The organism is Croceivirga thetidis (assembly GCF_012272815.1).
GTDB lineage: Bacteria > Bacteroidota > Bacteroidia > Flavobacteriales > Flavobacteriaceae > Croceivirga > Croceivirga thetidis.
This window is the reverse complement of the sequence record NZ_JAAWWL010000001.1, coordinates 1287893-1310062: the sequence shown is the minus strand read 5'-3', so window position 1 is coordinate 1310062 and position 22170 is coordinate 1287893. Positions and strand designations below refer to the sequence as shown.

The window sequence follows — 22170 nt, the reverse complement described above, 5'->3', positions numbered from 1 at the left end:
AGTATGAGAAATTGGTATCTATTAATTGGTCTTATTCTAACTTTTATTTTTCTGGGATGCTCTAACCCTGTAGAAAAAAAATCACCATTTACTAAAACTTGGCAACACTATTTGGGAGACCCTGAAAGGTCCCATTTTTCTGAGCTCCTTGAAATAAATACGACAAATGTCAATTCTCTAAAACTGGCATGGAGCTATAAAAGCGGTGGTTTGGAAGAAGGAAGAACTACCCAAATTCAAACCAACCCTTTAATCATTGATGGAATATTGTACGGTGTAAATCCTTCTATTGAACTATTTGCGTTAAATGCAAAAACTGGATCAGAAATTTGGAAATACATACCAAATGCTAAGGACAATACTGGACTAGGTTTAAATCGCGGCCTAAGCTATTGGCAGTCAAACAGTGAAAGTGAAGAAAATCGATTGTTTTTCGCTTCCGGTTTCCGATTATATGCCGTTTCGGCAAAAACGGGCAAAGCAATCGACACTTTTGGAGAAAATGGGAGTATCGATTTGCGCGACGGTCTTGGAAGGAATAAGGAGCAGTTGGCAGTTTATGCAAACACCCCTGGGGCAATTTATAAGGATTTAATTATTATGGGTACCCGAGTTGGTGAAGGACCCGGTTCTTCACCAGGCCATATTCGAGCGTACGATGTTGTTACGGGTGAAATACGATGGACATTCCATACAATTCCACAACCTGGAGAGTATGGTTACCAAACTTGGCCCAAAGATGCTTATAAAACAGTTGGTGGGGCAAATAGCTGGTCAGGAAATGCTGTTGATCTTGATCGTGGTATTGTATACTTCCCCACTGGGTCTGCGGCCTTTGATTGGTATGGGGGTGATCGACATGGGGAAAATCTGTTTGCAAATAGTCTTTTGGCCCTTGACGCCCAAACAGGGGAACGACTTTGGCATTTTCAATTTGTTCATCATGATATGTGGGATAGGGATCTGCCTGCGCCTCCCAACCTTTTTGAACTAGACCGTGATGGGGATAAAATTCCGGCGGTTGCCCAAGTTACCAAAAGTGGTCATGTCTTTGTCTTCAACCGGGTAACCGGAGAACCATTATTCCCCATAGAAGAAAAAGAATACCCGCCTTCAAGTCTAAAAGGCGAATCGGCACATTCCACACAACCACTTCCCACAAAACCTGCCCCATTTGCAAGGCAAGAATTAACAAAAAATGACTTGTACCAACCAAATCGACCTGCATTTGTTGATGATTTTGTAGATAAAGATCAAAATATTGATCCACCTACGGTTCTCGAAAAACTAGAATCCATTACTTCAAAAGGTCAGTTTATGCCGATTGACACCCTTGGAACCATCCTTTACCCAGGCGCAGACGGAGGGGCTGAATGGGGCGGTGCAGCTTTAGACCCAAGAGATGGGGTCATGTATGTCAACTCAAATGAAATGGCTTGGATTGTTCGAATGAAAGAAGTGCTAGAAGATGAGGGCGAAGGAAGCCACCCTGGAGAAGCCTTAACTCAAATTAATTGCGCCCGTTGCCACGGTGGTGAATTACAAGGACTTGCGGGAATACCTGAGCTACAAACGATAAAAGAAAGATTAAGTCTTGATTCCATTGGTAAAATAATTAAGAATGGAAAAGGAGCAATGCCTGGAATGCCCAATCTATCAGAAGTAGAAATCAATGCCATAACGCACTACATTTCGGGCATTGAAATGGAAACCGATCACCGAGCAGAAAAATCATCTATTAAGGTACCTTATGCGGTCGCTGGTTTTGGTCGATTTAAAGATGACCGTGGATTTCCTGTTGTAAAACCACCTTGGGGCACACTTAATGCCATTGATTTAAATACAGGTGAATATTTATGGAAAGTTCCCTTGGGGCATGAGGAAAAATTAAATGACCCTTCAATACCAATTTCTGGAACAGAGAATTATGGTGGCCCTGTCATTACTGCCGGTGGACTACTTTTTATCGCAGCAACTCGAGATGAAAAAATTCGTGCTTTTGATATGAAAAATGGCCAACAATTATGGGAAGATAACTTACCTGCAGGTGGTTATGCTACCCCAGCTATGTATGAGGTTGGAGGGCAACAGTTCTTAGTTGTTGCATGTGGTGGAGGTAAAATGGGTACAAAATCAGGCGATGAATATCGTGCTTATGCGCTCGAAAAATAGAGTTCTATTTGTTCCTAAACATTCTGGTTAATAGAAAAATAAGCAAGATAACCACTACGATAAGCAGAATCTGACCAAAACCTATTCTTAAAAGAACCGCAGATATCATGGTGCTGGATTAGGAATATCACCGTGAATTTCTTCAATACCTTGGAGAACTTCTTTACTCAATTCAATATCTATGGAAGCGATATTCTCTTTCAACTGCTCCATGGTGGTTGCTCCAATGATATTGCTTGTCAAGAATTTTCGAGTATTCACAAAAGCAAGAGCCATTTGAGCCAATGAAAGTCCATTTTTTTCAGCCAATTGATTGTACTTCTCCGTAGCAGCTGTGGCAGTTTCACCGCTATATCGCGAATAATGAGGAAAAAGTGTAATCCTTCCTTTTCGAGGAGGAACCTCTCCTAAATATTTTCCGCTCAAAACCCCAAATCCCAAAGGAGAATAGGCGAGTAAACCTATTTTCTCTCGAATTGATATCTCTGACATTCCAGTTTCAAACGTACGGTTCAATAAGCTGTATGGGTTTTGAACTGTTACCATTCTGGGTAAGTGTTCATGCACTTTGCTTTCTTCCAAATAACGCATGGTTCCCCATGGTGTTTCATTTGAAATACCTACCTCTCGAATTTTACCAGCTTTTATGAGATCTGATAACGTATTTAGAACCTCATGTATGTTGTCTTCCCAATGATCATCATTATCAGCATTAAAACCACGTTGTCCAAAAAAATTGGTGTTTCGTTCCGGCCAATGCAACTGATACAGATCTACGTAGTCAGTTTGTAATCGTTTCAGGCTACCATCAATTGCTTCTAGAATCGAATCCTTACTGAACCCTGTAGTCCTTATGTATTTTGTGAAATCGGCCGGCCCTGCTATTTTTGAAGCGAGAACTACCTTATCTCGGTTTCCTGTTTTCTTAAACCAATTACCTATATACTCTTCGGTCAGGGCGTACAACTCTTTTTTAGGTGGTACTGGATATAATTCAGCAGTATCAAAAAAATTGACTCCTTGGTCCAAGGCATAATCCATTTGTTCAAAGGCTTCGTCTTCACTGTTCTGCCTTCCCCAGGTCATGGTACCTAAACAAATCTTGCTGACACGAATTTTTGTTCTTGGTATAAAGGTGTATTTCATCTATTTACAATTTCTAGTTTACTGAAAAGAAATCGACTAAAAATTTCCGCATATTCAGTATTTCACATGATTTTTAAGAAAACGTCCAAAAATAGGAAATCCACAAAAGTGGGAATTTAATAATCCCGTTATTTTTCAATTTCAAGTAGAATGGGGCAGTGATCACTATGCTTTGCTTCAGATAAAATAACTGAACGCTTTAGTCGGTCTTTTAAGCTGTCATTTACCATACCATAATCTAATCGCCAACCTTTATTATTCGCCCGTGCATTTGCACGATAGCTCCACCAAGTGTAATTGTGGGGCTCTTTATTAAAATGACGAAAACTATCGATGAATCCACTTTTAATAAAATTACCAATCCACTCACGCTCAATAGGTAAAAAACCGGAGACCTTTTTATTTCTGACCGGGTCGTGAATGTCTATTGCCTCATGACAAATATTATAATCCCCACAGACGATGAGATTCGGTCTTTCTTTTCGCAAATCATCAGCATACTTTTGAAAATCGGCCATATAAGTTAATTTAAAATCCAACCGATCCATGTTGGTACCTGAAGGTAAATACATGCTCATTACCGAGACGTCCCCAAAATCTACCCTGAGATTACGGCCTTCATTGTCCATGTAGTCTATACCAGTACCATATTCAACGTTATCGGGTTTTTCTTTGCACAAAACTGCAACACCACTATACCCTTTTTTTTCTGCACTGTACCAATAATGATGAGAGAATCCGATTTCTTCCAAGGCTTCGGTTTCGACTTGCTCCTTTAGTGCCTTTGTCTCTTGAATGCAAACTACGTCTGCCTCAACTGAAGAAAGCCAATCGACAAAACCTTTTTTCATTGCAGCCCTGATTCCGTTCACGTTGTAGGATATAATTTTCATCTTGAGTTTTTTAGTAATGTGCTTTCTGATTGCCTCGAATTTACAATACAAATCGATGAAAAAAAGACCTTATGCCCTACTTTCTTTTAACAGTTATCGAAGCATTTTATGATCAGCGTTCAAAACCCCTAATTATTTCAAAAAACTATGCGAAGCTTTTCCGAAATTTGGATAAACCTAACTGATAATGAATGCCTTTCTAAAAAAGGAATTTGGATTTTCCAGTACCAATATCAAAACACTGAATGGCTACGATAATAAGAATTACTTGGTTGATACTGACCAGGGTAAATTTATTTTCAAAACCTATACCAAACCTGCCAATATGTTGGAAATTGTATCTGCAGAAAATGAAATGCTTCTTCATTTAAAAACAGAAGGTTTTAAAGAAATTCCAGAACCAGTTGCATTTTCAGACGGGAATTTTCTAAAAACCGCAACACTAAATAACACAGCACAATTATGTAGAATGTTGACGTTTGTTAATGGAGCATTCATGGCCGATGTCAAGTTAAAAACAGCTTTGGTAAGTTCTTTAGGGCGATTTATTGCCAACTTGACCAAAGCTCTTCAAAATTTTGACCATGTGGCCCTTAGGGCCCGAAAATGGGAATGGGACCTGCAGCACGTTGAACTAAATAAGGAGTATGTAAAGGATATTAAATCCTCAAAAAACAGGAACCTCGTACGGTACTTTTTCCAACAATATGAGCAAAATGTAATTCCCCATTTACACGATTTTCGAACGGCCTGTATTCACAACGATCTAAATGAATGGAACATTTTGGTTCGCGATAATGAGGTTACAGGAATAATTGATTTCGGTGATTGTACACACACCTATTTAATTAATGAAATTGCCATTACAGCTACGTACGTTTTTTACCGGAGCGAAACTCCTTTACAATGGGTGGAGCCTTTGTTAAGGGCTTATCATGAAATACTGCCTATCCAAGAAAAGGAAGTTTCGGCACTTTATTATTTGATTGCCATGAGGCTTTGCACCAGTGTTTGTAATTCGGCACATGCGGCCAAGACAGACCCTAGTAATGAATACGCATCAATCAGCGAAACTAAAGCATGGAACATGCTAGAAGAATGGTTACAAATTGGGTCGCTAAAAGCAGAAAACTGTTTTCGTTCTGCGGTAGGATATCCACCCATTCAAAATGCTACTTCTGAAGAACATTTGACTGCAAGAAAAAAGCACATCTCAGACATTCTTTCAATTAGTTATAAAAAGCCTATCGCAATGCAAAAAGCGGCTTTTCAATATATGTTTGATGCGAGCGGCAATACTTTTTTAGATGCCTACAACAACATTCCCCATGTTGGGCACCAGCATCCGCTAGTTGTTGAAGCGGCAATGCGTCAAATGAACCAATTAAATACCAATACCCGGTACTTATACGCGCAATTGGCCGAATATGCTGAACAATTGCTAGCAAAATTTCCTTCTTCCTTAAATAAAGTCTTTTTTGTCAATTCGGGTAGTGCAGCAAGTGATTTGGCCATACGCCTGGCCATCTGCCATACCAAGAGTCACAATATCATGGTCATGGAACATGGGTATCACGGCAACTCCCAAATCGGAATTGATATTAGTGATTATAAGTTCAGTAATACCAAAGGGCAAGGGCAAAAACCTTTTATTTTAAAGGCGAGTCTACCTGATGAATTTAGAAGCCCGTATGCTAAAGCTGTGGGTGAAAATCACGCACAAGAAGTACGACAACAACTTGATGATTTTGAAGGAAAAGTCGCGGCATTTATCGCCGAACCTGTAGTTGGATGCGGCGGACAAGTACCTTTGGCACCTGGTTATCTAAAGGCAATTTATCCTCTGGTTCGTGAACAAGGTGGTGTTTGCATAAGTGATGAAGTGCAAACCGGATTTGGCCGTTTGGGCGATGTTTTCTGGGGTTTTGAAAAACAAAACGTGGTTCCTGATATTGTAATTTTAGGAAAACCCATGGGCAATGGGCACCCCATTGGTGCTGTGGTGACGACCGATGAGATTGCAGCATCGTTTGAAAAAGGAGTGGAATTTTTCAGCTCTTTCGGGGGCAATCCTGTTTCCTGTGAAATTGGTAAGGCTGTCTTAGGCGTTATAGCAGAAGAAGAACTTCAAAAAAATGCATTCGACGTCGGTAATTATTATATGTCTTCTCTTAAAGAATTACAAAAGCAACATCCGGAAATTGGAGATATAAGAGGCTCAGGCCTTTTTATAGGTGTCGATATTGTAGTTCCGGGAACCAAAGAGCCAAATACGAAACTGGCACAATACCTTAAAAATGAACTTCGAGAAAAATATATCCTAGTCAGTACCGATGGTCCTTTTGATAATGTGATTAAAAGCAAGCCACCCTTATGTTTTTCAAAGGCTAATGTTGATCAAGTAGTTGACACCATACAAGATATATTACGCAAACGCTGAACTGAAAAATTTTATACTTTAAAGGGACCTATTCCTACTACAATATGAGAACCGTATTTTTCCTTTTAATATTCCTTTCATTTCAGACAAATGCACAATTAAAGGTAATACTTGACACCGACCCCTCTTTTGACCCAGACGATGTGGGTTGTATTGCCATGTTACAGACAATGGCCACTAACGGAGAGTGTGATATTTTGGCCATGGTCAATTCTACCAACCAAAAAGAATCAGCACTTTGTATGAGTGCCATTAACCAATTTTACAACAGGCCGGGGATTCCAGTTGGAGATTATAAAGGGTATGCTGAGAAAATACATGCAACTGAAAATACCTATGATTTCCATATTGCCAAGGACTACCCAAGACCATTGAAGACTTGGGAAGAATCATTGGACGGAGTTAAACTATACCGCGAAATCTTAGAAAGTGCCCAAGACAACAGTATTACGATAATTGTTGTGGGTACCATGCATAACTTATATGGGCTTCTAAAATCAGAACCAGATGAAATCAGTTCTAAGAGCGGTAAGCAATTAGTAGCCGAAAAGGTCGCCCTTGTAGCCACTATGGGCGGTAACTTTCTAAACAACAAAGGTTGGGACCGAACCAATTGGGGTGGTGCTGACCACCTTTGTTCCTATACAGATTGGTCCTGCCTGAATCAAGAGCGAAACCGCATGTGCCGCTATGTCATAGAACATTGCCCCGCCCCCTTTGTGGCATCAGGCTGGGAAAATGGCAATGGTGACTACTTCAATGCCAATAACGGCAACGTGATGTCGGGTCAAGGTTTAAAAACACTGTCAGCCGACCATATCGCAAGGGTCAGTTATGAGAAACACTTTGAGTATCGTGGTGGCGCAGAAAGTATTGCACGACATAGCAACGACCAAATTGCCCTTCATTATGCCATTCGTGGAGAGGGTGAAAACTATACAGCTTTTTTAAATGGAACCATTACCCTGTCGGAAAAAGGTGTTTGCACATGGGATAGTACCCATGACAAAAATCAGGGGCATATTCAGAAAAAGCGTGATGATGATTTAATTGCAGCGGAAATTGAAGCTTTGATGATGGGGGATGTCCCAGAACTGGATAAAACTCCTCCCACAAAACCAGAGAACCTGGTCTTCAAAAATGGAATACTTAGCTGGGATCCCTCAAAAGATTTGGATAAAGGAAGTTGGGTCGTTGGATACAACATTTATAAAAATGGTGAATTCGAGCAACAAGCCTATGGAACCAAATACCTTTTGGAAAATGCCTTAGGTAACTTTGAAGTAAAAGCGGTAAATGCTAGTGGAACAGAAAGCAACGCTACTTCAATTGTTATCGATTAAAATCTTAGAATTTTTTTTGGCTACAAATCTCTAGGATTCGACTACATAGAATAACCAATTGATTTAGAATTTTGTACGAGTATCAATTAAAAACACAATAAAATGGCAAAAGTAGTAATCACTGGAGCGAATGGAGGCTTTGGAGCCTTAACCGTAAAAACACTTTTAAAGAACGGGCATGAAGTCGTGGCTACCATGCGCAGTCCTGATTCAAAAAACAAAGCTTCGGCAGATGAACTATCTGTACTAGGGGCAAAAATCATAAATCTAGATGTTACAGACGAGGAAAGCGTAAATGAAGGAATTAAAAACACAATTGAGCTTCTCGGTGGCTTAGATGTTGTAATCAATAACGCAGGTATTGGCGTTCTGGGAATTCAAGAACAGTTCACGATTGATGATTTCAAAAAGCTATTCGACGTAAATGTCTTTGGGGTTCAGCGTGTGAATCGAGCAGCTTTGCCCCACTTAAGGAAAGAGGGGTCTGGATTGTTGATTCACATTTCAAGTATACTGGGGAGAATTACCTTTCCCTTTTACGGTCCCTACAATGCTTCAAAATGGGCCGTAGAAGCGTTAGCTGAAAATTATCGAATAGAATTGTCAGGATTTGGAGTGGATTCCTGCCTCGTAGAGCCAGGAGGATATCCGACTGGGTTCTTTGATAATCTAATGAAACCATCCGACCGCTCACAAGATGAGAGCTATGGTGAAATGGTACATGCACCCAAGCAAGCCTTTGATAGCTTCGAGGGCGCTTTGGCCAATAATCCAGTACAAGACCCACAGAATGTGGCAGATGCAATTGTGAAGCTCATCAATACACCGGCTGGTAATCGCCCTGCCAGAACTGTGGTTGATAAAATGGGGATGGGCGACCATATTGGGCCATATAACAATCAACTCGCTCAAATCCATGAAGGGCTTTTCAATGCATTTGGGATGGGTGACATGCTCAAGCTAAAAGTCTAAATTCAATCGAATTAAAAAAGGAAGTCATTAATTGGCTTCCTTTCTAAATTATTGGCAAGTTAAGATTTTACGATATGTCGAGCGCATCAATAAATCGGTTAAAAACAATAAGTGACCTTCATCGATTCAACAAATTGAAGGCACCTGAACATCCTCTTATAAGTCTTTTGGATTATAGTGAGATACATCCAACGGCTATTGAAAACAAACTACGTTGGGTACAAGAGTTTTACACCATTTCTGTAAAACGGAATGTTACTGGTAAATATCGTTATGGACAGCAATCATATGATTTTGATGAAGGATTAATGACATTTTTTGCCCCCGAACAAGTGATTTCAGTTCAGCTGATTGAAGAAGACCTAACCAATCATAAGCCTTCGGGTTGGATTTTGGCAATCCATCCGGATTTTTTATTTGGTACACCACTAGCAGAAAAAATCAAAAAGTATCCATTCTTCAATTATTCAGTTCGTGAAGCACTATTCTTATCTGAAAAAGAAGAAGGTATCATTAATGGATTGTTAAACAATATTAGGTCGGAATACCAAGCTAATTTAGATGAATTCAGTCAGCAGATCATAATCAGTCAATTAGAGCTATTATTGAACTATGCCGAAAGGTTTTACAAACGACAGTTCTTAACCCGCAAAATCACGAGTCATCAAATTTTGGAAAAACTAGAACTATTGACTGATGACTACTTTAATTCCGATGATTTGGTCTCTAGGGGTCTGCCGAGGGTGCAGCAAGTAGCAGAAAACTTGAATTTAACGCCCGATTACCTTAGTAGTTTGCTTAGAAATCTAACTGGACTAACTACCCAGCAATACATTCACAATAAGCTAATAGAGCGTGCAAAAGTAAAGCTCTCTACCACCGAATTATCAGTAAGTGAAATCGCATACAGTTTGGGGTTTGAGCATCCACAATCGTTTAGCAAATTGTTTAAAACAAAAACCAAACAAACACCTTTGGAATATAGAAGCTCATTTAATTAAAATAGGCCTAATTAGTAACTCACCTTAGGCAAAGGACGATGTTAAATTCGCTTTAACCACTCCTTCATCGCGACTTCTTTGGCGATAATGCCTTTGACCTCTGACATGTTAACCCGCTGTTGTTCCATAGTATCACGGTGACGAATGGTTACCGTTTCATCCTCTAGAGTTTGATGATCTACCGTAACGCAAAAAGGCGTTCCATTGGCATCTTGTCTTCGATAACGGCGGCCTACAGCATCTTTTTCGTCATAGGCTACATTGAAATCCCATTTTAAGTCATCAACCAACTTTTGGGCAACTTCAGGTAACCCATCTCGCTTCAATAGCGGAAGGATTGCAGCCTTAGTCGGTGCTAAAACGGCCGGTAATTTCAAAACGGTTCGTGTAGTATTGTTTTCCAATTCTTCTTCTTGGAGTGAATTGGAGAAAACAGCTAAGAACATGCGATCCAATCCAATTGATGTTTCCAGGACATAAGGAACATAACTCTTGTTCTCTTCTGGATCAAAATACTGTAGTTTTTTCCCGGAGTATTTCTCATGGTTGGCCAAGTCAAAATCAGTACGGGAGTGGATTCCCTCTAACTCTTTAAACCCAAACGGAAACTTGAATTCAATATCGGCGGCTGCATCAGCATAGTGTGCCAATTTTTCGTGGTCATGAAAACGGTAGTTCGCTTCTCCCATGCCCAAAGAAAGATGCCATTTCATCCGCTTTTCCTTCCAAGCTTCGTACCATTCTTTTTGGGTACCAGGTTTAATGAAATACTGCATTTCCATTTGTTCAAATTCCCTCATACGGAAAATGAACTGACGGGCGACAATTTCATTTCGAAAGGCCTTACCAGTCTGGGCTATTCCGAACGGAATTTTCATACGCCCAGTTTTCTGAACATTCAAAAAGTTGACGAAGATTCCTTGAGCTGTTTCTGGGCGCAGGTACAAATCCAACGCACTCTCTGCTGTAGAACCTAATTTGGTACCGAACATAAGGTTAAACTGCTTAACATCTGTCCAGTTTTTGGAGCCTGAAAGTGGATCAGCAATTTCCAGTTCTTCTATAAGTGCTTTAACATCGGCCAAATCTTCATTTTCAAGGGATTTTCCTAATCGCTTGAGAATTCCATTCGCTTTCTCTTGATAGCCAACAACCCTAGGGTTGGTTGACATGAATTGCTCTTTATCAAATGCATCACCAAAACGCTTAGCTGCTTTGTTAACTTCCTTATCAATCTTTGCCTCAATCTTAGCAACATGATCTTCTACCAAAACATCAGCTCGATAGCGCTTTTTAGAATCTTTATTATCAATTAATGGATCATTAAAGGCATCAACATGACCCGAAGCTTTCCATGTTGTAGGGTGCATGAAAATAGCTGCATCAATACCAACAATATTGTCATTTAGCTGCACCATGGCCTGCCACCAGTATTCTCGAATATTCTTTTTGAGCTCAGCACCATTTTGACCATAGTCATAAACAGCACTTAGGCCATCATATATTTCACTGGATTGAAAGATGTATCCATACTCCTTGGCATGGGAAATAACCTTCTTAAAAATGTCTTCGTGATTTGCCATTGCGCAAAAATAGCACAACGTCTAAAATGGAAATAATTATTTGAACTGAAATTCTGTAGAAGCCAAAAGTCTTTCGTCTTCAAAGACGTTTAGGGTATAAATACCTTCAGCTAAAGAACCTTCCGGTACCGTTATAAAATCGCAAACGCCAATGTCCTTACCCAAATAAACCAATTCAACCCTTTTACTGTAGGTATTACCAGCAACTGATACGCTTTGGTTGCTATCTTCTATCACTTTCATATCTGGGTCTAAGAATTGAAAGTAAATGATCTTCGTCTCCCCACGCTCGTTGGGATTACCCAAAATGGTAACGCACCCCCTTAGTTTTTCTATAGTCGAAGCTTTGTTGGTCTGAATAGGTCTTCCTGAACGTAGTCTAAAACCATTGCCTTCAACACTAGAGCTCGGAATACTCAAATAACTTTTGATTTTAAGCTCTTTGGCCAATTCTTCGTTCTCTAATTTGACTTCTTCTCTAACCTCTTTAAGAACCGAGGTTTCTTGTTTGAGTTGTTTTATTTGTGCCAAAGTACTCTCGTACTTTTGGTTGATTAAGTCGTTGTTGTACAGTAAAAAATTGTTTTTATACTTAAGACTATCAAAACGAACTTGTAATGAACGTAGGCTACGTTTACTTTCCTCTAGCTTGTCTACCTTAAAATTCAAGCGACCTACAGAATCCAATAATTCCTGTACTTGATACATGGCCTCATCTTTATCTATTTCCACAAGTTGGTTGTAACCTTTAAGTTTATCAACCTCGGCTTTCATGAAGATTAAATCCTTATTCAAAAGCTTCCTCTCATCCTCCAAATAGGTAATCCTATTTTGAGATTGTGCATAGCTGTAGTAGAACGCTATGAGAAGACCAATAATCACTGCTGCCAATACTGCAAGAATAACTCGGTAGTTGAATTTTGTATCTTGAGCATTCATTTCAAGTGATTGATTAGAAGAATACTGGGACATGCTTGGTTTAAGGTTGACAAATATAAGAAACCATATCGATAGGGTACTGTTTCCGGAGGTATGTTTTGGATGTAATGCACAATTATTTGGAGGAGAAAACCTACTCTGTACCATTTGTCGAAATGATCTACCTCTCACCGAATTTAATTTTCGAGAAAACAATATTATTGACCGCACTTTTTATGGTCGAATTGCCATTGAAAAGGCAAATTCATTCCTTTATTTTCGACAAAATGGTATTGTCAAGAATTTATTACATGCACTCAAATACAAAAATCAAGAGCAAATTGGTGCTTTTTTGGGAGATTGGTTTGGGCACATTATTAGTATGGAAGACAAAAATTTAAATGTAGATTTCGTTGTTCCAGTTCCCTTGCATCCTGCAAAACTCAAACAAAGAGGCTATAATCAAGTAAGCTTATTTGCTGAAAAATTAGCATCGCATATTGAAGGGGAATACCTACCAAATGCGCTAATTAAGACGGCCAATGTGAAAACCCAAACCAAAAAAGGCAGGTTTCTTAGATGGTCACAAACACAAGAACTATATAAAGTCAACCCGTTAATGAACCTACAAGGAAAATCAATTCTATTGGTAGATGATGTAATTACTACTGGAGCAACTATCGAATCATGTGCAAAATCACTATTACAGCATAAACAAACCAAAGTCTACGTAGCCACCATGGCCATTGTGCCTAAACTTGGGAATTAGAAAATCCTTAACATCAAAAATTGTTTCTTTGCCAAAACCTTTTGATTCATGCTGTTATTCAAAAGAATTTTCAGTTTAGTATTTATTCTATTTTTCGTCATTGCCCTTATAAACTGCGCTCGCCGAGGAACACCCTCCGGCGGTCCAAAAGATATTGATCCGCCTGTTTTGTTGCGGGCAGAACCTGAAAATCTATCCATTAATTTCGATGCGAAAACCATTAAACTATATTTCGACGAGTTCGTTACCCTGAAAGATGTTCAAAATCAACTTATTGTATCACCACCACTGAAATACATACCAGACATTAAACCCCAAGGCGGACCAAGTAAGAACGTTGAAATCACTTTTAAAGACACCCTTAGAGCGAATACTACATATACCCTAAATTTTGGTCAAAGTATTGTTGATAATAATGAGAATAACCCATTGAGCTTTTTTACCTATACGTTTTCAACTGGAGATTATCTAGATTCGCTGACCTTATCAGGTGCTATAAAAGACGCCTTCAATCGCAAAGCAGATGAGTTCGTCAGCGTCATGCTTTATGAAATCGATTCAGCTTACAACGATTCTACTATTTATAAATATCCTCCAAACTACATCACAAATACCCTTGATAGTCTCCCAATTTTCGATCTTAAAAACTTGAAAAAAGGCAAGTACAAACTATTCGCCATGAAAGACGAGTCAAAAAACAATGTGTTTGATCAAAATGCCGATAAAATTGGATTTTTAGAGGATACCATTACACTACCAACGGACTCTGTATATCTTTTAAGTCTATTTAAAGAAGTACCCGATTACCGTGCATCGGTACCCAGTTTTGAAGCAAAAAATCGAATCCTGTTTGGATTCACTTCTTTAGATTCAACTTTAGAAATCAATACCATAAGTGAACTCCCTGATTCTGTAAGAACGAAACAATTGAAGGTGGAGGATAAAGATTCCATTAATTATTGGCTAACCCCTACAGACTTGGATTCTATACTGTTCGTGGTAAAGAACGAAACAGCAAAAGCATTGGATACGTTTAACGTGAAATCTAGAAAATTACCTTTAGATACTTTGCTTATTAGTTCAAGTCACCAAAGAAGTCTAGCTTTTGAAGAGTCTTTTTGGATTTCAGCTTCAACACCAATTCAAAATGTTGATACCACACGTATTGGAATCTTTGATAAAGATACTTTGAAGGTTCCTTACGCATTAAAATTGGACACGATAAAAAACAAGGTTGATTTCGATTTTGAAGTTTTGGACAATCAAAATTATCTGATAAGTATGCTGCCCGGTGCAATTGAAGATTTCTTCGGCGAACAAAACGATACTTTGGTTTACAATTTATCTACAGGCAGCTATGCCGATTATGGCAATCTAAGTTTTAGTGTAAGCGGCGCTGTAGAATATCCAATTATTGTGCAACTAACTAATGAGAAAGGAGAATTACAACGCGAGTTGTATGCCGAAGAACCCAAATTGTTAGAGTTTAATAATTTAAAAGTTGGTAATTATGCCGTTAGGGTTATTTTCGATTCTAACGGAAACAAAATGTGGGATACAGGCAACTACTTAAAAAAAATGCAGCCAGAACGAATTGTACATTTTCCTGATATTATAGAGATGCGAGCTAATTGGGAGAATAACCAATCTTTCGTTATAACAAATTAAACTCATCTCTATCCTCTAAAAATTTTAGCTTGTTTCGGCAGTCGGCTATGTGAGATTTCGATAGGGTTGTTGTTAAAATAGACTCTTTCTCGGAATAGACCTTTTGCTCCCCTAGAACATTATAAACAGCAGAATGACCTGGATACTGATGGCCGGTTCCGTCCAAGCCAACACGATTGACGCCAATACAATAGGCCATATTCTCAATGGCTCTTGCTTTTAGTAAAGCATCCCAAGCAGAAATTCTTGGTTTTGGCCAATTTGCAACGTATAACAGTATATCATAATCCTCAGCATTTCTGGCCCAAACCGGAAAACGTAGGTCATAGCAAATCAATGGGCAGATTTTAAAGCCCTTGAAATCGACCAGTAACTTATTAAGTCCGGGTTCATATACTTTGTGTTCACCAGCCAATGAAAAGGTATGCCGTTTGTTATAGACTTTGTATTGCCCTTCTGGATGTACAAAAAACAACCTATTGTAGTAGTATTCCTTTTCTTTAAAAACAATACTTCCCGTTAGGGCTACCTGGTTCGTTTTGGCAAGATCTTGCATCCAATCCAAAGTTTTTTCGCATTCAGTATCGTCAATGTTAGTGGGCTGCATGGTAAAGCCCGTAGTAAACATTTCGGGTAGCACGATTAAATCAACACTTTCTGGTAAATTTTGAATTTTTTCAGCGAACATTAAGCGATTTGCTTGTGGATTTTCCCAAAGCAAATGCGACTGAATCAAGGCTACATTCAATTCCTCCATAATTAATCGAAATATACTTCTTTTTGGTCCTTGACCACCATTTGGTGCAATTGTTGCAATTGTGACTCCAATATGCGAATTTCAGATAGTTCAGGCAGTCTATCCAAGGGGAAAAACGCGGCATCCAACATATCAAAACCAGCCTTCAATTCACCACCCTGCAACAGACAGTGAAATACCATCTTGTAGACATATATTGGTTCGTGCGGGTGCGCATGGCGTTGCTTATCATAAATTGCCAAAACACGATTCGCTGCAACTTCTAAACCAGTTTCTTCTTGCACTTCTTTTATAGCCACCTCGCTTGGTGTGCAACCGATATCCGACCAACCGCCAGGTATGGTCCATTTACCATCTGAGCGTTCCTTGGCCATTAAAATTTCGTTGTTTTCATTCAAGACAAAGGCACGAACATCAACTTTAGGAGTGGGGTAGTCTTTTTGCGGAATAAAAAATTCATTCAAAACGGTCATCGGGCTGTTCGCCAATTGTGCCATAAGCTCGAGACTTATCGCGCGTAATTCAGTATAGCGATCCTTATCATAATCACCTTGGGCGTAGACCAAGCCTGTTTCGGCAATTGCTTTTATTCGTTTGGCTAGATTAAGTTGTTTTTTGGCCTCCATCAAGAGAGATAACTCTCAAAAAGTTCAATTATTTCTTGAAAACCTTGATTTTTGGCGTGGTCTAGAGCGGTACTCCCCCTTGCATCTTTTTGTGATAAGCTGGCCCCATGCTCCAAGAGTAATTTGGCGATTTCAAGTTTATTGAAAGTAGCGGCATAAATTAATGATGTGGCGCCCATTGAGTTTTGGTGGTTGACATCTGCCCCAGATTCCAAGAGAAGTTTGGCAAGTTCTAAATACCCTTTAAAGCACACGCCCATTAAGGCGGTATTATCTGACCCATCTGTTGCATTAATAGCAGCACCTTGTTCCAACAACAATTTGGCAATGGCTTCTTGATTGTAATAGGTGGCCAATACCAAAGGTGTAGAGCCCCTAGCATCTGTGGTGTTGACCATTTTTGCGTCTTCAGCAAGCGCATTTTTAACAGCGGCAAGGTCACCGTTTCTGATTGAATTAAAAAAAGCTTCGGTATTGCTCATAGTACCCCTAAATTACAAATTCGAGGTGGGTTTAGTTTCTTATACTGGGAATAAAATCTTTTAGAGTTATATGAGGCGGACAAGTCTTATCCTAACGACATAAATCTTAAAAAGCCCTATGTATAAAACTATTTAAACCGAAATATATTTTTGAAAAAGGCTTGCAGAAACTCTTACTTGTTGACTGATTATTTGACATATACAAACAATCAAGATAATTAGATATTAATTTATGTTAAAAAATATTTTATTATCCTAAATTTTAATAATTAATATCTATATTTACAGATATATTGTATATTCGTCCTAAAATCTTAAAACAAAATGACATGAAAAATTTCAAAATTTTGGCAACAACAGCTACCGTTTCAAAAATTAGTCCAACATGCAAAAGAAAACACAACTACGAAAGGACCTTACTCTTAATGAACTGTATCAATTAAGAGAAAATTTAAATAGTGCAATAAATCAGGCGGAAGAGCTAAAGAAAAGCGGTGTTCCAAGCATTAAAGGAAAACGCAATAGAAAGCTCAACATTACATGGGAGAAAATCAAATCTTATTACACTTTCTATAGTCTCGGAGAAAAATTATATAAACCAGGAATGAAATCTTTTAGATATGTAAGAGACAAGTATGGTGAAGGATTTGATGCCACAAAAGAAAAGTGGAATATTGCAAGTGAAAGATTGATTGAAATAATTGAATCTCTTGCTAGCTAATTTCCCTTTTACCCAGTAAAGCCATAAATCGATAATAATGACAAATTCAACAATAAAGAGGTCGGTTGAAAGTAAAAAGAAAGCTTTAAGAAACCGACGAGCATCTCAGGTTCCCTCAAGGGAAAGATGTGAATTACTTCTAGGAAGTATTCCAACAGCAGGACCATTGCTCAAAAAATTACGAAATGACAATGATATTAAGCAAAAGGCAATCGTAAAATTTGGTTTCAGTCAATCTCACGTCAGTGAATTTGAGAAAGGAACACGCAAAGCAGATATGGATATAATTGAGGCCTATGCGGAAAAACTCGGTATAAATTTTTATACTTTATTGATAGAACTTTTAAAAGAGCAAAGAAAACAGGTTGACGAACAAATTGCTGAGTTAGAATTAGAAAATCAAAATGCATAGATACTTTTAAAAAAGGGGTTTGAAAACCCCTTTTTTAGTATTGTTCAAACTCAAACTAATAGCATTTATCAAATAACAATTGCTTAAGAATATTATGGAAGTCTAGATTCTTAAACCAGGACTAAAATCTTCTGGAGCGTTTTGGGGCTCGTTAAATGTTCCTGATTCGCCCGAATCATTGAATATACTCCACTCTGAAAAAGTGTAAACTGAATTGCCTTGTGAAACTTCTAGCTTACGTATTGCCTTACCATCTTCAAATTCATGGTTAGTTCCGGTTCCATCTTCACCAATAACACCAAAAACATCGATAATCACACCAAAAGGGTCAACTAATTCTAAGTTATCATCACCATTGGAATCTGCAGGGCTATTGGTGCTGACGCCCAAATCGGGTGGAAAGCCATAGACCAATTCAAATTCTTCAGAATTAGGAGAGATTACAAAGGTGCTTTGAGGACTTATTGCATATCCGGATAAATCAATTGTTGAACTTATCTCGGTATTCGCATTCGTATATCTCCGAATTGTCCATCCTTCAAGATTGATACTTTCATCTGAGGCATTGTACAACTCTACAAATCGCGCTCCCGAATTGTTATTGGGATCGGCCAGTTCTGAAAAGAAAAACTGATTGGATGTCTGTCTTAGATCGGCACAACGTTCATCGGAAAAATCAATATCATTCAAGTCTCTAATCGCTAAGAAAAAGTCATCATTTTCCTGAAGCAGTACCCCGGTAACGTTGCCATTTTCCTCAAAAACAATTTCAGACTGAAAATCGGAAAAACCCGAATTGCGTAGCGGAACCAAATTCCCAGAGCAATCTTCCATAATTCGCTCAGTTTCTTCTTGAGGGTCTGCAAAGGGTTTTCCAAAATCATCAATTAAAAATTGAAGACTATCCAAGGTTACTAAAGTGTTTGTTAAACTGGAATCAATTTCAGGAATACCAATTTTTTTGGGCTCCAATTGAACAACCCCTTCACAACTACGGAAAATATGCTCTGGAACTTTCAGGGCTGGAAGTCTCCCGACCGCAACATTACCAAAGCCCGCAAATGTGCCGCCTAATTTGAAAACCTCACGACTTTTCCCCAAATAAAGGCCTTTGGTCTTAATTGCGATCTTTTGCCCTGGTTCAAATAACAAATGGGTCTCAAACAAATCTAGTTCTATCTGAAATCCTTGGGTGGCATTGACAGGGTTGTCCTGAAAATGAAGTACGCTAAAAAAGTTGCCGGCTTTATCTGATGAAACCACATACCCCTCGATTATCCAATCTTCCTGTATTTGAAGAATATCTCCCTGGTATAAATTCTTGACTTGATCAAAAGTAGCATTGGCCTGTAAATTGGCTTCACATGTCGTCTCGATTGGGTCAAAATCATTGTCGTTGACACATCCGAACAAACTTAAAATCACCAAAAAGAATACCTTTTTTATCATTTTCTTTTTTCACACACCCCTCAGTCCCCTCTTTGTAGAGGGGAGGTTTCCCTCCTAAAAAGGAGGGATTAAGGGAGGTGTAATCTTTTTAAAAGCTTACAGCCAAATTCAAAAAATACGTTCGCCCATAACCATACCAATATTTTGGGGCAAAAGTGGGGTTGTTACGCAAATTATCCTGCTGCAACTGCCCAAAATTCCCATTTCTGCTCTGTTCATAGCCCCCAGTTCTAAAAACAGCATCAAAAGCGTTATTGACACTCGCAAAAACGCTGACATATATCCCATTATTCAACCAAGATTTACCTCCGACCAAGTTCAAAAGGTAAAAATCATTCAACGCATTTTGTCTGAGTAGATTGGAGACATTTTCTTCAGTGGCATCAACAAAGCGCGCTCCTGTTTCTGGGTTTAGTAAGAAACTCGGTGTTCGCGTAATGCTCGAAATACTAGCATAGTTGTTCGCCAAATAATTGGCCGTGGCTCCAACCCACCAATACTTTGGGGATCTGTACTCCACACCAAAGGCAACTGCCTTTTGTGGGCCTTGAGCTAATTTGTAGTCTTTAATATTAGCGATGCCTAGGTTTATAGCTCCGCCAGGGTCAATTGGTTCTTCTTGCCCTGCCGTATCGAAATTTATGGTAACCTGAGGGTCGCTTGCAAAAAGGTATTTCCCGACATTGGCCGCCAACGAAAGTTTGACATCTGGTGAAATTTGATATTCAAACCCAGCTTCTATTCCCATGTGCAGTTTGTCTAGACCAGTAATTACCTCTTGAACAAAATCGGAGCCCACACCAGCATCAACAAAGAAGAAATTGATGTCTGTTGTATTTTGAAATCGCGTATAGAACCCTGTGAGTCTACCTGTCAAATCTGGTAATCGAAGAAAATAGCTAAAATCGACCGCTGAGATGGTCTCCATTTGTATATCTGGGACGACTAAATTATTCTCTCGGGGATTAATAAAAGTATTTTGTAGGGAAGGTGGTCTTTTCAGGATTCCGGCATTTGCTTTAAGCCAATGTCGGCCTGTGATTTGATGGCCGATACCACCTTTGACGCCGTAGGAGGTAAAAATCACTTCTTCACTGGTTCCTAAAGAATTGTTTAGGAAGCGCTCGTTTTGAAAACGTCCATTTCTTTGATAGAACGAATGTTGAATCTCGCTAGAGATAAATCCGTTCCATCTGCCAACTTGGGAACTTAATTGTACGAATCCATTGAGTTTAGATGCTTTTATCTCATAGTTATAGTTGAAAACTTCCCCGTCTGTTTTGTTGGCAGTCCCTTCAATATTATTTCGTGTATCTGAAAATGGGTCAATATCTTCGTGAAATTCCGCCCCCAACAAATCTTGTATTTCAGCATAGTTTTCTGAGGTCAATGATTGGTAACCAACACCGAAATCCAATTGAAGTTCATTGTTGACATTCCAGTTTGCAACCGCATTGAAAAACAATTTTTGTCCGTCAACCACGTCATCATAAAGCACATAGGCAGCTTTGTCATTGTTGGTCTTATTCCCATTGGCGGCGTATAAATTGGGCCAGTTCACTTGCGAATTTTCTTGAAAACCTTCGCTTGCCAAGTTGGCATTGGTAAAATCGGCACCAATAGGATTATTAATGTAAAAGCTTGGAAGATAACGGTAATAGGTCGGGTCGGGATTCGGAGCATTAAAATAACCTAAGCGGCTTCTAGTGCTTCGACCAAACTGAAATGCAGCTCCTGAAGACACTTTCAATTTATCATCATTATAAAAATGATTGAGCATAAAAATTGGTTCAAAAATATTCCGCTCACGCGAGTTTCGAATTTGCCCATCTTGGTCGCCCCAGTAGGGATTATATTGATTACCACCCAACTCAAACACCTCTTGTGTTACAGCAGAGGAGCGACCTCGGCGGTTTTTAGCTAAAATGGCAGTAGCCATTACCGTGTTCCGAGGATTGATTTCATATTCCAATGCACCAAAGAAGGAATATGCATCATATAAAGTACCATCAATATAGCCAGATTCTGCCCATCTTCGAGAAGCTGAAATTGAATAACCTAGACCACTGTTGTTTGCCCTGGAGGTATGCGTTGCCATGATACGACCGGCATATGTACGATTTGAGGCGGAGAAAGACATTCGAGTTCCTGGACGGAGTCCGGAAGGCCTCGTATTAATGTTGGTGTTCCCTAAAATCCCGCCAAAGGTGTAATCAGACGCTTCCAGTCCATTGGTGAATTCTTGGTTTCTAACTACATCATTTAATCCGCCCCAGTTGTTCCATTGTGGTCTTCCGTCAAAAAATCTGTTCATGCGAATTCCATTGATAAGTACCTCCCCATTTCGCGAATCATATCCGCGAACTCGAAAAAAAGCCTGACCGAAATCAAATGCAGCTCGGGTCAAAAACACATCTCGGGTAGCCTGTAAAAGCCCCGTAGCATTTTCAATGGTTGCCGTATCGTCGGATAAATCTGCGTCGGTAAGGGTAATGAGATTGTCTGCTTGATCAAGGGTAATATCTTTTTCCAGTAGGATGTTACCCAAATCGATGTCATTTCCTTCAAGAAAAATTGGAATTCGCTTTGTTCGATATCCATCAATATATAACTGAAGAATAAGCTCCCCCTTGTGGTTTGATTTTAAAATAAAGTTGCCTTCTGCATCGGTTTTTGAAACTATATTGAATCCTTCTAAACTAATTGTAACCAATGGTAGTTGATTCTGTTCAAAGCTCGAAATTACTTTTCCAGATACGGAACTGATTTCCTGTGCAGAAATGGTTCCAACAAAAAGGAAGAACACAAAAAAGCGCAT

The 22170-nt window shown here is 39.1% G+C and carries 18 protein-coding genes; 9 read left to right on the top strand and 9 right to left on the bottom strand.

The features are described from left to right. The first annotated feature begins 3 nt into the window (after nucleotides 1-3). Nucleotides 4-2172, top strand: a complete 2169-nt coding sequence (locus HCU67_RS05940; RefSeq protein ID WP_168551650.1) for an outer membrane protein assembly factor BamB family protein — start codon at nucleotides 4-6, stop codon at nucleotides 2170-2172. Between the two features lie 105 nt (nucleotides 2173-2277). Here HCU67_RS05940 and HCU67_RS05935 read toward each other — a convergent pair whose 3' ends face one another. Beyond that, nucleotides 2278-3318 carry an NADP(H)-dependent aldo-keto reductase gene (locus tag HCU67_RS05935; protein ID WP_168551649.1) on the bottom strand — a complete coding sequence of 347 codons (1041 nt, stop codon included), beginning with the start codon at nucleotides 3316-3318 and terminating at the stop codon, nucleotides 2278-2280. 128 nt (nucleotides 3319-3446) lie between these two features. Next, nucleotides 3447-4211: an exodeoxyribonuclease III gene (locus HCU67_RS05930; protein ID WP_168551648.1), complete on the bottom strand. Its 765-nt coding sequence runs from the start codon at nucleotides 4209-4211 to the stop codon at nucleotides 3447-3449. Nucleotides 4212-4398: 187 nt separating this feature from the next. Here HCU67_RS05930 and HCU67_RS05925 point away from each other — a divergent pair, with 187 nt between their 5' ends. The 4 genes from HCU67_RS05925 (at nucleotide 4399) to HCU67_RS05910 (ending at nucleotide 9967) form a co-directional block, all read left to right on the top strand. Continuing rightward, the gene (locus HCU67_RS05925; protein ID WP_168551647.1) at nucleotides 4399-6651 is read left to right on the top strand and encodes an aminotransferase class III-fold pyridoxal phosphate-dependent enzyme; all 2253 of its coding nucleotides are present in this window, start codon (nucleotides 4399-4401) and stop codon (nucleotides 6649-6651) included. A gap of 44 nt (nucleotides 6652-6695) precedes the next feature. Further along, nucleotides 6696-7994 (top strand): nucleoside hydrolase, encoded by a 1299-nt coding sequence (locus HCU67_RS05920; protein ID WP_168551646.1) that lies wholly within the window; start codon nucleotides 6696-6698, stop codon nucleotides 7992-7994. Between the two features lie 102 nt (nucleotides 7995-8096). Further along, complete coding sequence (locus tag HCU67_RS05915) at nucleotides 8097-8966, top strand: SDR family oxidoreductase (RefSeq protein ID WP_168551645.1); 870 nt, start codon at nucleotides 8097-8099, stop codon at nucleotides 8964-8966. A gap of 74 nt (nucleotides 8967-9040) precedes the next feature. Next, a complete protein-coding gene (locus tag HCU67_RS05910; protein ID WP_168551644.1) occupies nucleotides 9041-9967 on the top strand; it encodes a helix-turn-helix domain-containing protein in 927 nt (308 codons plus the stop codon). Nucleotides 9968-10008: 41 nt separating this feature from the next. Here the strand turns inward: HCU67_RS05910 and HCU67_RS05905 are convergent, their stop codons facing one another. Together HCU67_RS05905 and HCU67_RS05900 are read right to left on the bottom strand one after the other, a co-directional pair. Then, nucleotides 10009-11550 (bottom strand): glycine--tRNA ligase, encoded by a 1542-nt coding sequence (locus tag HCU67_RS05905; protein WP_168551643.1) that lies wholly within the window; start codon nucleotides 11548-11550, stop codon nucleotides 10009-10011. Between the two features lie 36 nt (nucleotides 11551-11586). Next, on the bottom strand, nucleotides 11587-12522 hold the full coding sequence (locus HCU67_RS05900) for a hypothetical protein (protein ID WP_246865705.1): 936 nt from the start codon (nucleotides 12520-12522) through the stop codon (nucleotides 11587-11589). Nucleotides 12523-12535: 13 nt separating this feature from the next. On the opposite strand from HCU67_RS05900, the gene HCU67_RS05895 reads away from it, so the two are divergent. Together HCU67_RS05895 and HCU67_RS05890 are read left to right on the top strand one after the other, a co-directional pair. Beyond that, nucleotides 12536-13237, top strand: coding sequence for a ComF family protein (locus HCU67_RS05895; protein WP_246865704.1), 702 nt, complete (start codon nucleotides 12536-12538; stop codon nucleotides 13235-13237). A gap of 48 nt (nucleotides 13238-13285) precedes the next feature. After that, entirely contained in the window at nucleotides 13286-14905 is a 1620-nt protein-coding gene (locus HCU67_RS05890) for an Ig-like domain-containing domain (protein WP_168551640.1), read from the top strand. Here the strand turns inward: HCU67_RS05890 and HCU67_RS05885 are convergent. Genes HCU67_RS05885 through HCU67_RS05875 form a run of 3 tightly spaced genes read right to left on the bottom strand, consistent with a single transcriptional unit; the run spans nucleotide 14892 to nucleotide 16770 of the window. Next, on the bottom strand, nucleotides 14892-15665 hold the full coding sequence (locus HCU67_RS05885) for an amidohydrolase (protein WP_168552068.1): 774 nt from the start codon (nucleotides 15663-15665) through the stop codon (nucleotides 14892-14894). The genes HCU67_RS05890 and HCU67_RS05885 overlap by 14 nt on opposite strands. After that, a complete protein-coding gene (locus HCU67_RS05880) occupies nucleotides 15665-16288 on the bottom strand; it encodes an NUDIX hydrolase (protein WP_168551639.1) in 624 nt (207 codons plus the stop codon). Before HCU67_RS05880 ends, HCU67_RS05885 begins: the two co-directional genes overlap by 1 nt. After that, the gene (locus tag HCU67_RS05875) at nucleotides 16288-16770 is read right to left on the bottom strand and encodes an ankyrin repeat domain-containing protein (protein WP_168551638.1); all 483 of its coding nucleotides are present in this window, start codon (nucleotides 16768-16770) and stop codon (nucleotides 16288-16290) included. Before HCU67_RS05875 ends, HCU67_RS05880 begins: the two co-directional genes overlap by 1 nt. A gap of 385 nt (nucleotides 16771-17155) precedes the next feature. Here HCU67_RS05875 and HCU67_RS05870 point away from each other — a divergent pair, with 385 nt between their 5' ends. Next, nucleotides 17156-17491, top strand: a complete 336-nt coding sequence (locus tag HCU67_RS05870; protein ID WP_168551637.1) for a hypothetical protein — start codon at nucleotides 17156-17158, stop codon at nucleotides 17489-17491. A 37-nt stretch (nucleotides 17492-17528) separates the two neighbouring features. Beyond that, nucleotides 17529-17903 carry a helix-turn-helix domain-containing protein gene (locus HCU67_RS05865; RefSeq protein WP_168551636.1) on the top strand — a complete coding sequence of 125 codons (375 nt, stop codon included), beginning with the start codon at nucleotides 17529-17531 and terminating at the stop codon, nucleotides 17901-17903. A gap of 102 nt (nucleotides 17904-18005) precedes the next feature. On the opposite strand, the gene HCU67_RS05860 is transcribed toward HCU67_RS05865, so the two are convergent. Both HCU67_RS05860 and HCU67_RS05855 read right to left on the bottom strand, forming a co-directional pair. Beyond that, nucleotides 18006-19352: a DUF5689 domain-containing protein gene (locus HCU67_RS05860; RefSeq protein ID WP_168551635.1), complete on the bottom strand. Its 1347-nt coding sequence runs from the start codon at nucleotides 19350-19352 to the stop codon at nucleotides 18006-18008. 88 nt (nucleotides 19353-19440) lie between these two features. Beyond that, nucleotides 19441-22170 (bottom strand): TonB-dependent receptor, encoded by a 2730-nt coding sequence (locus tag HCU67_RS05855; protein WP_168551634.1) that lies wholly within the window; start codon nucleotides 22168-22170, stop codon nucleotides 19441-19443.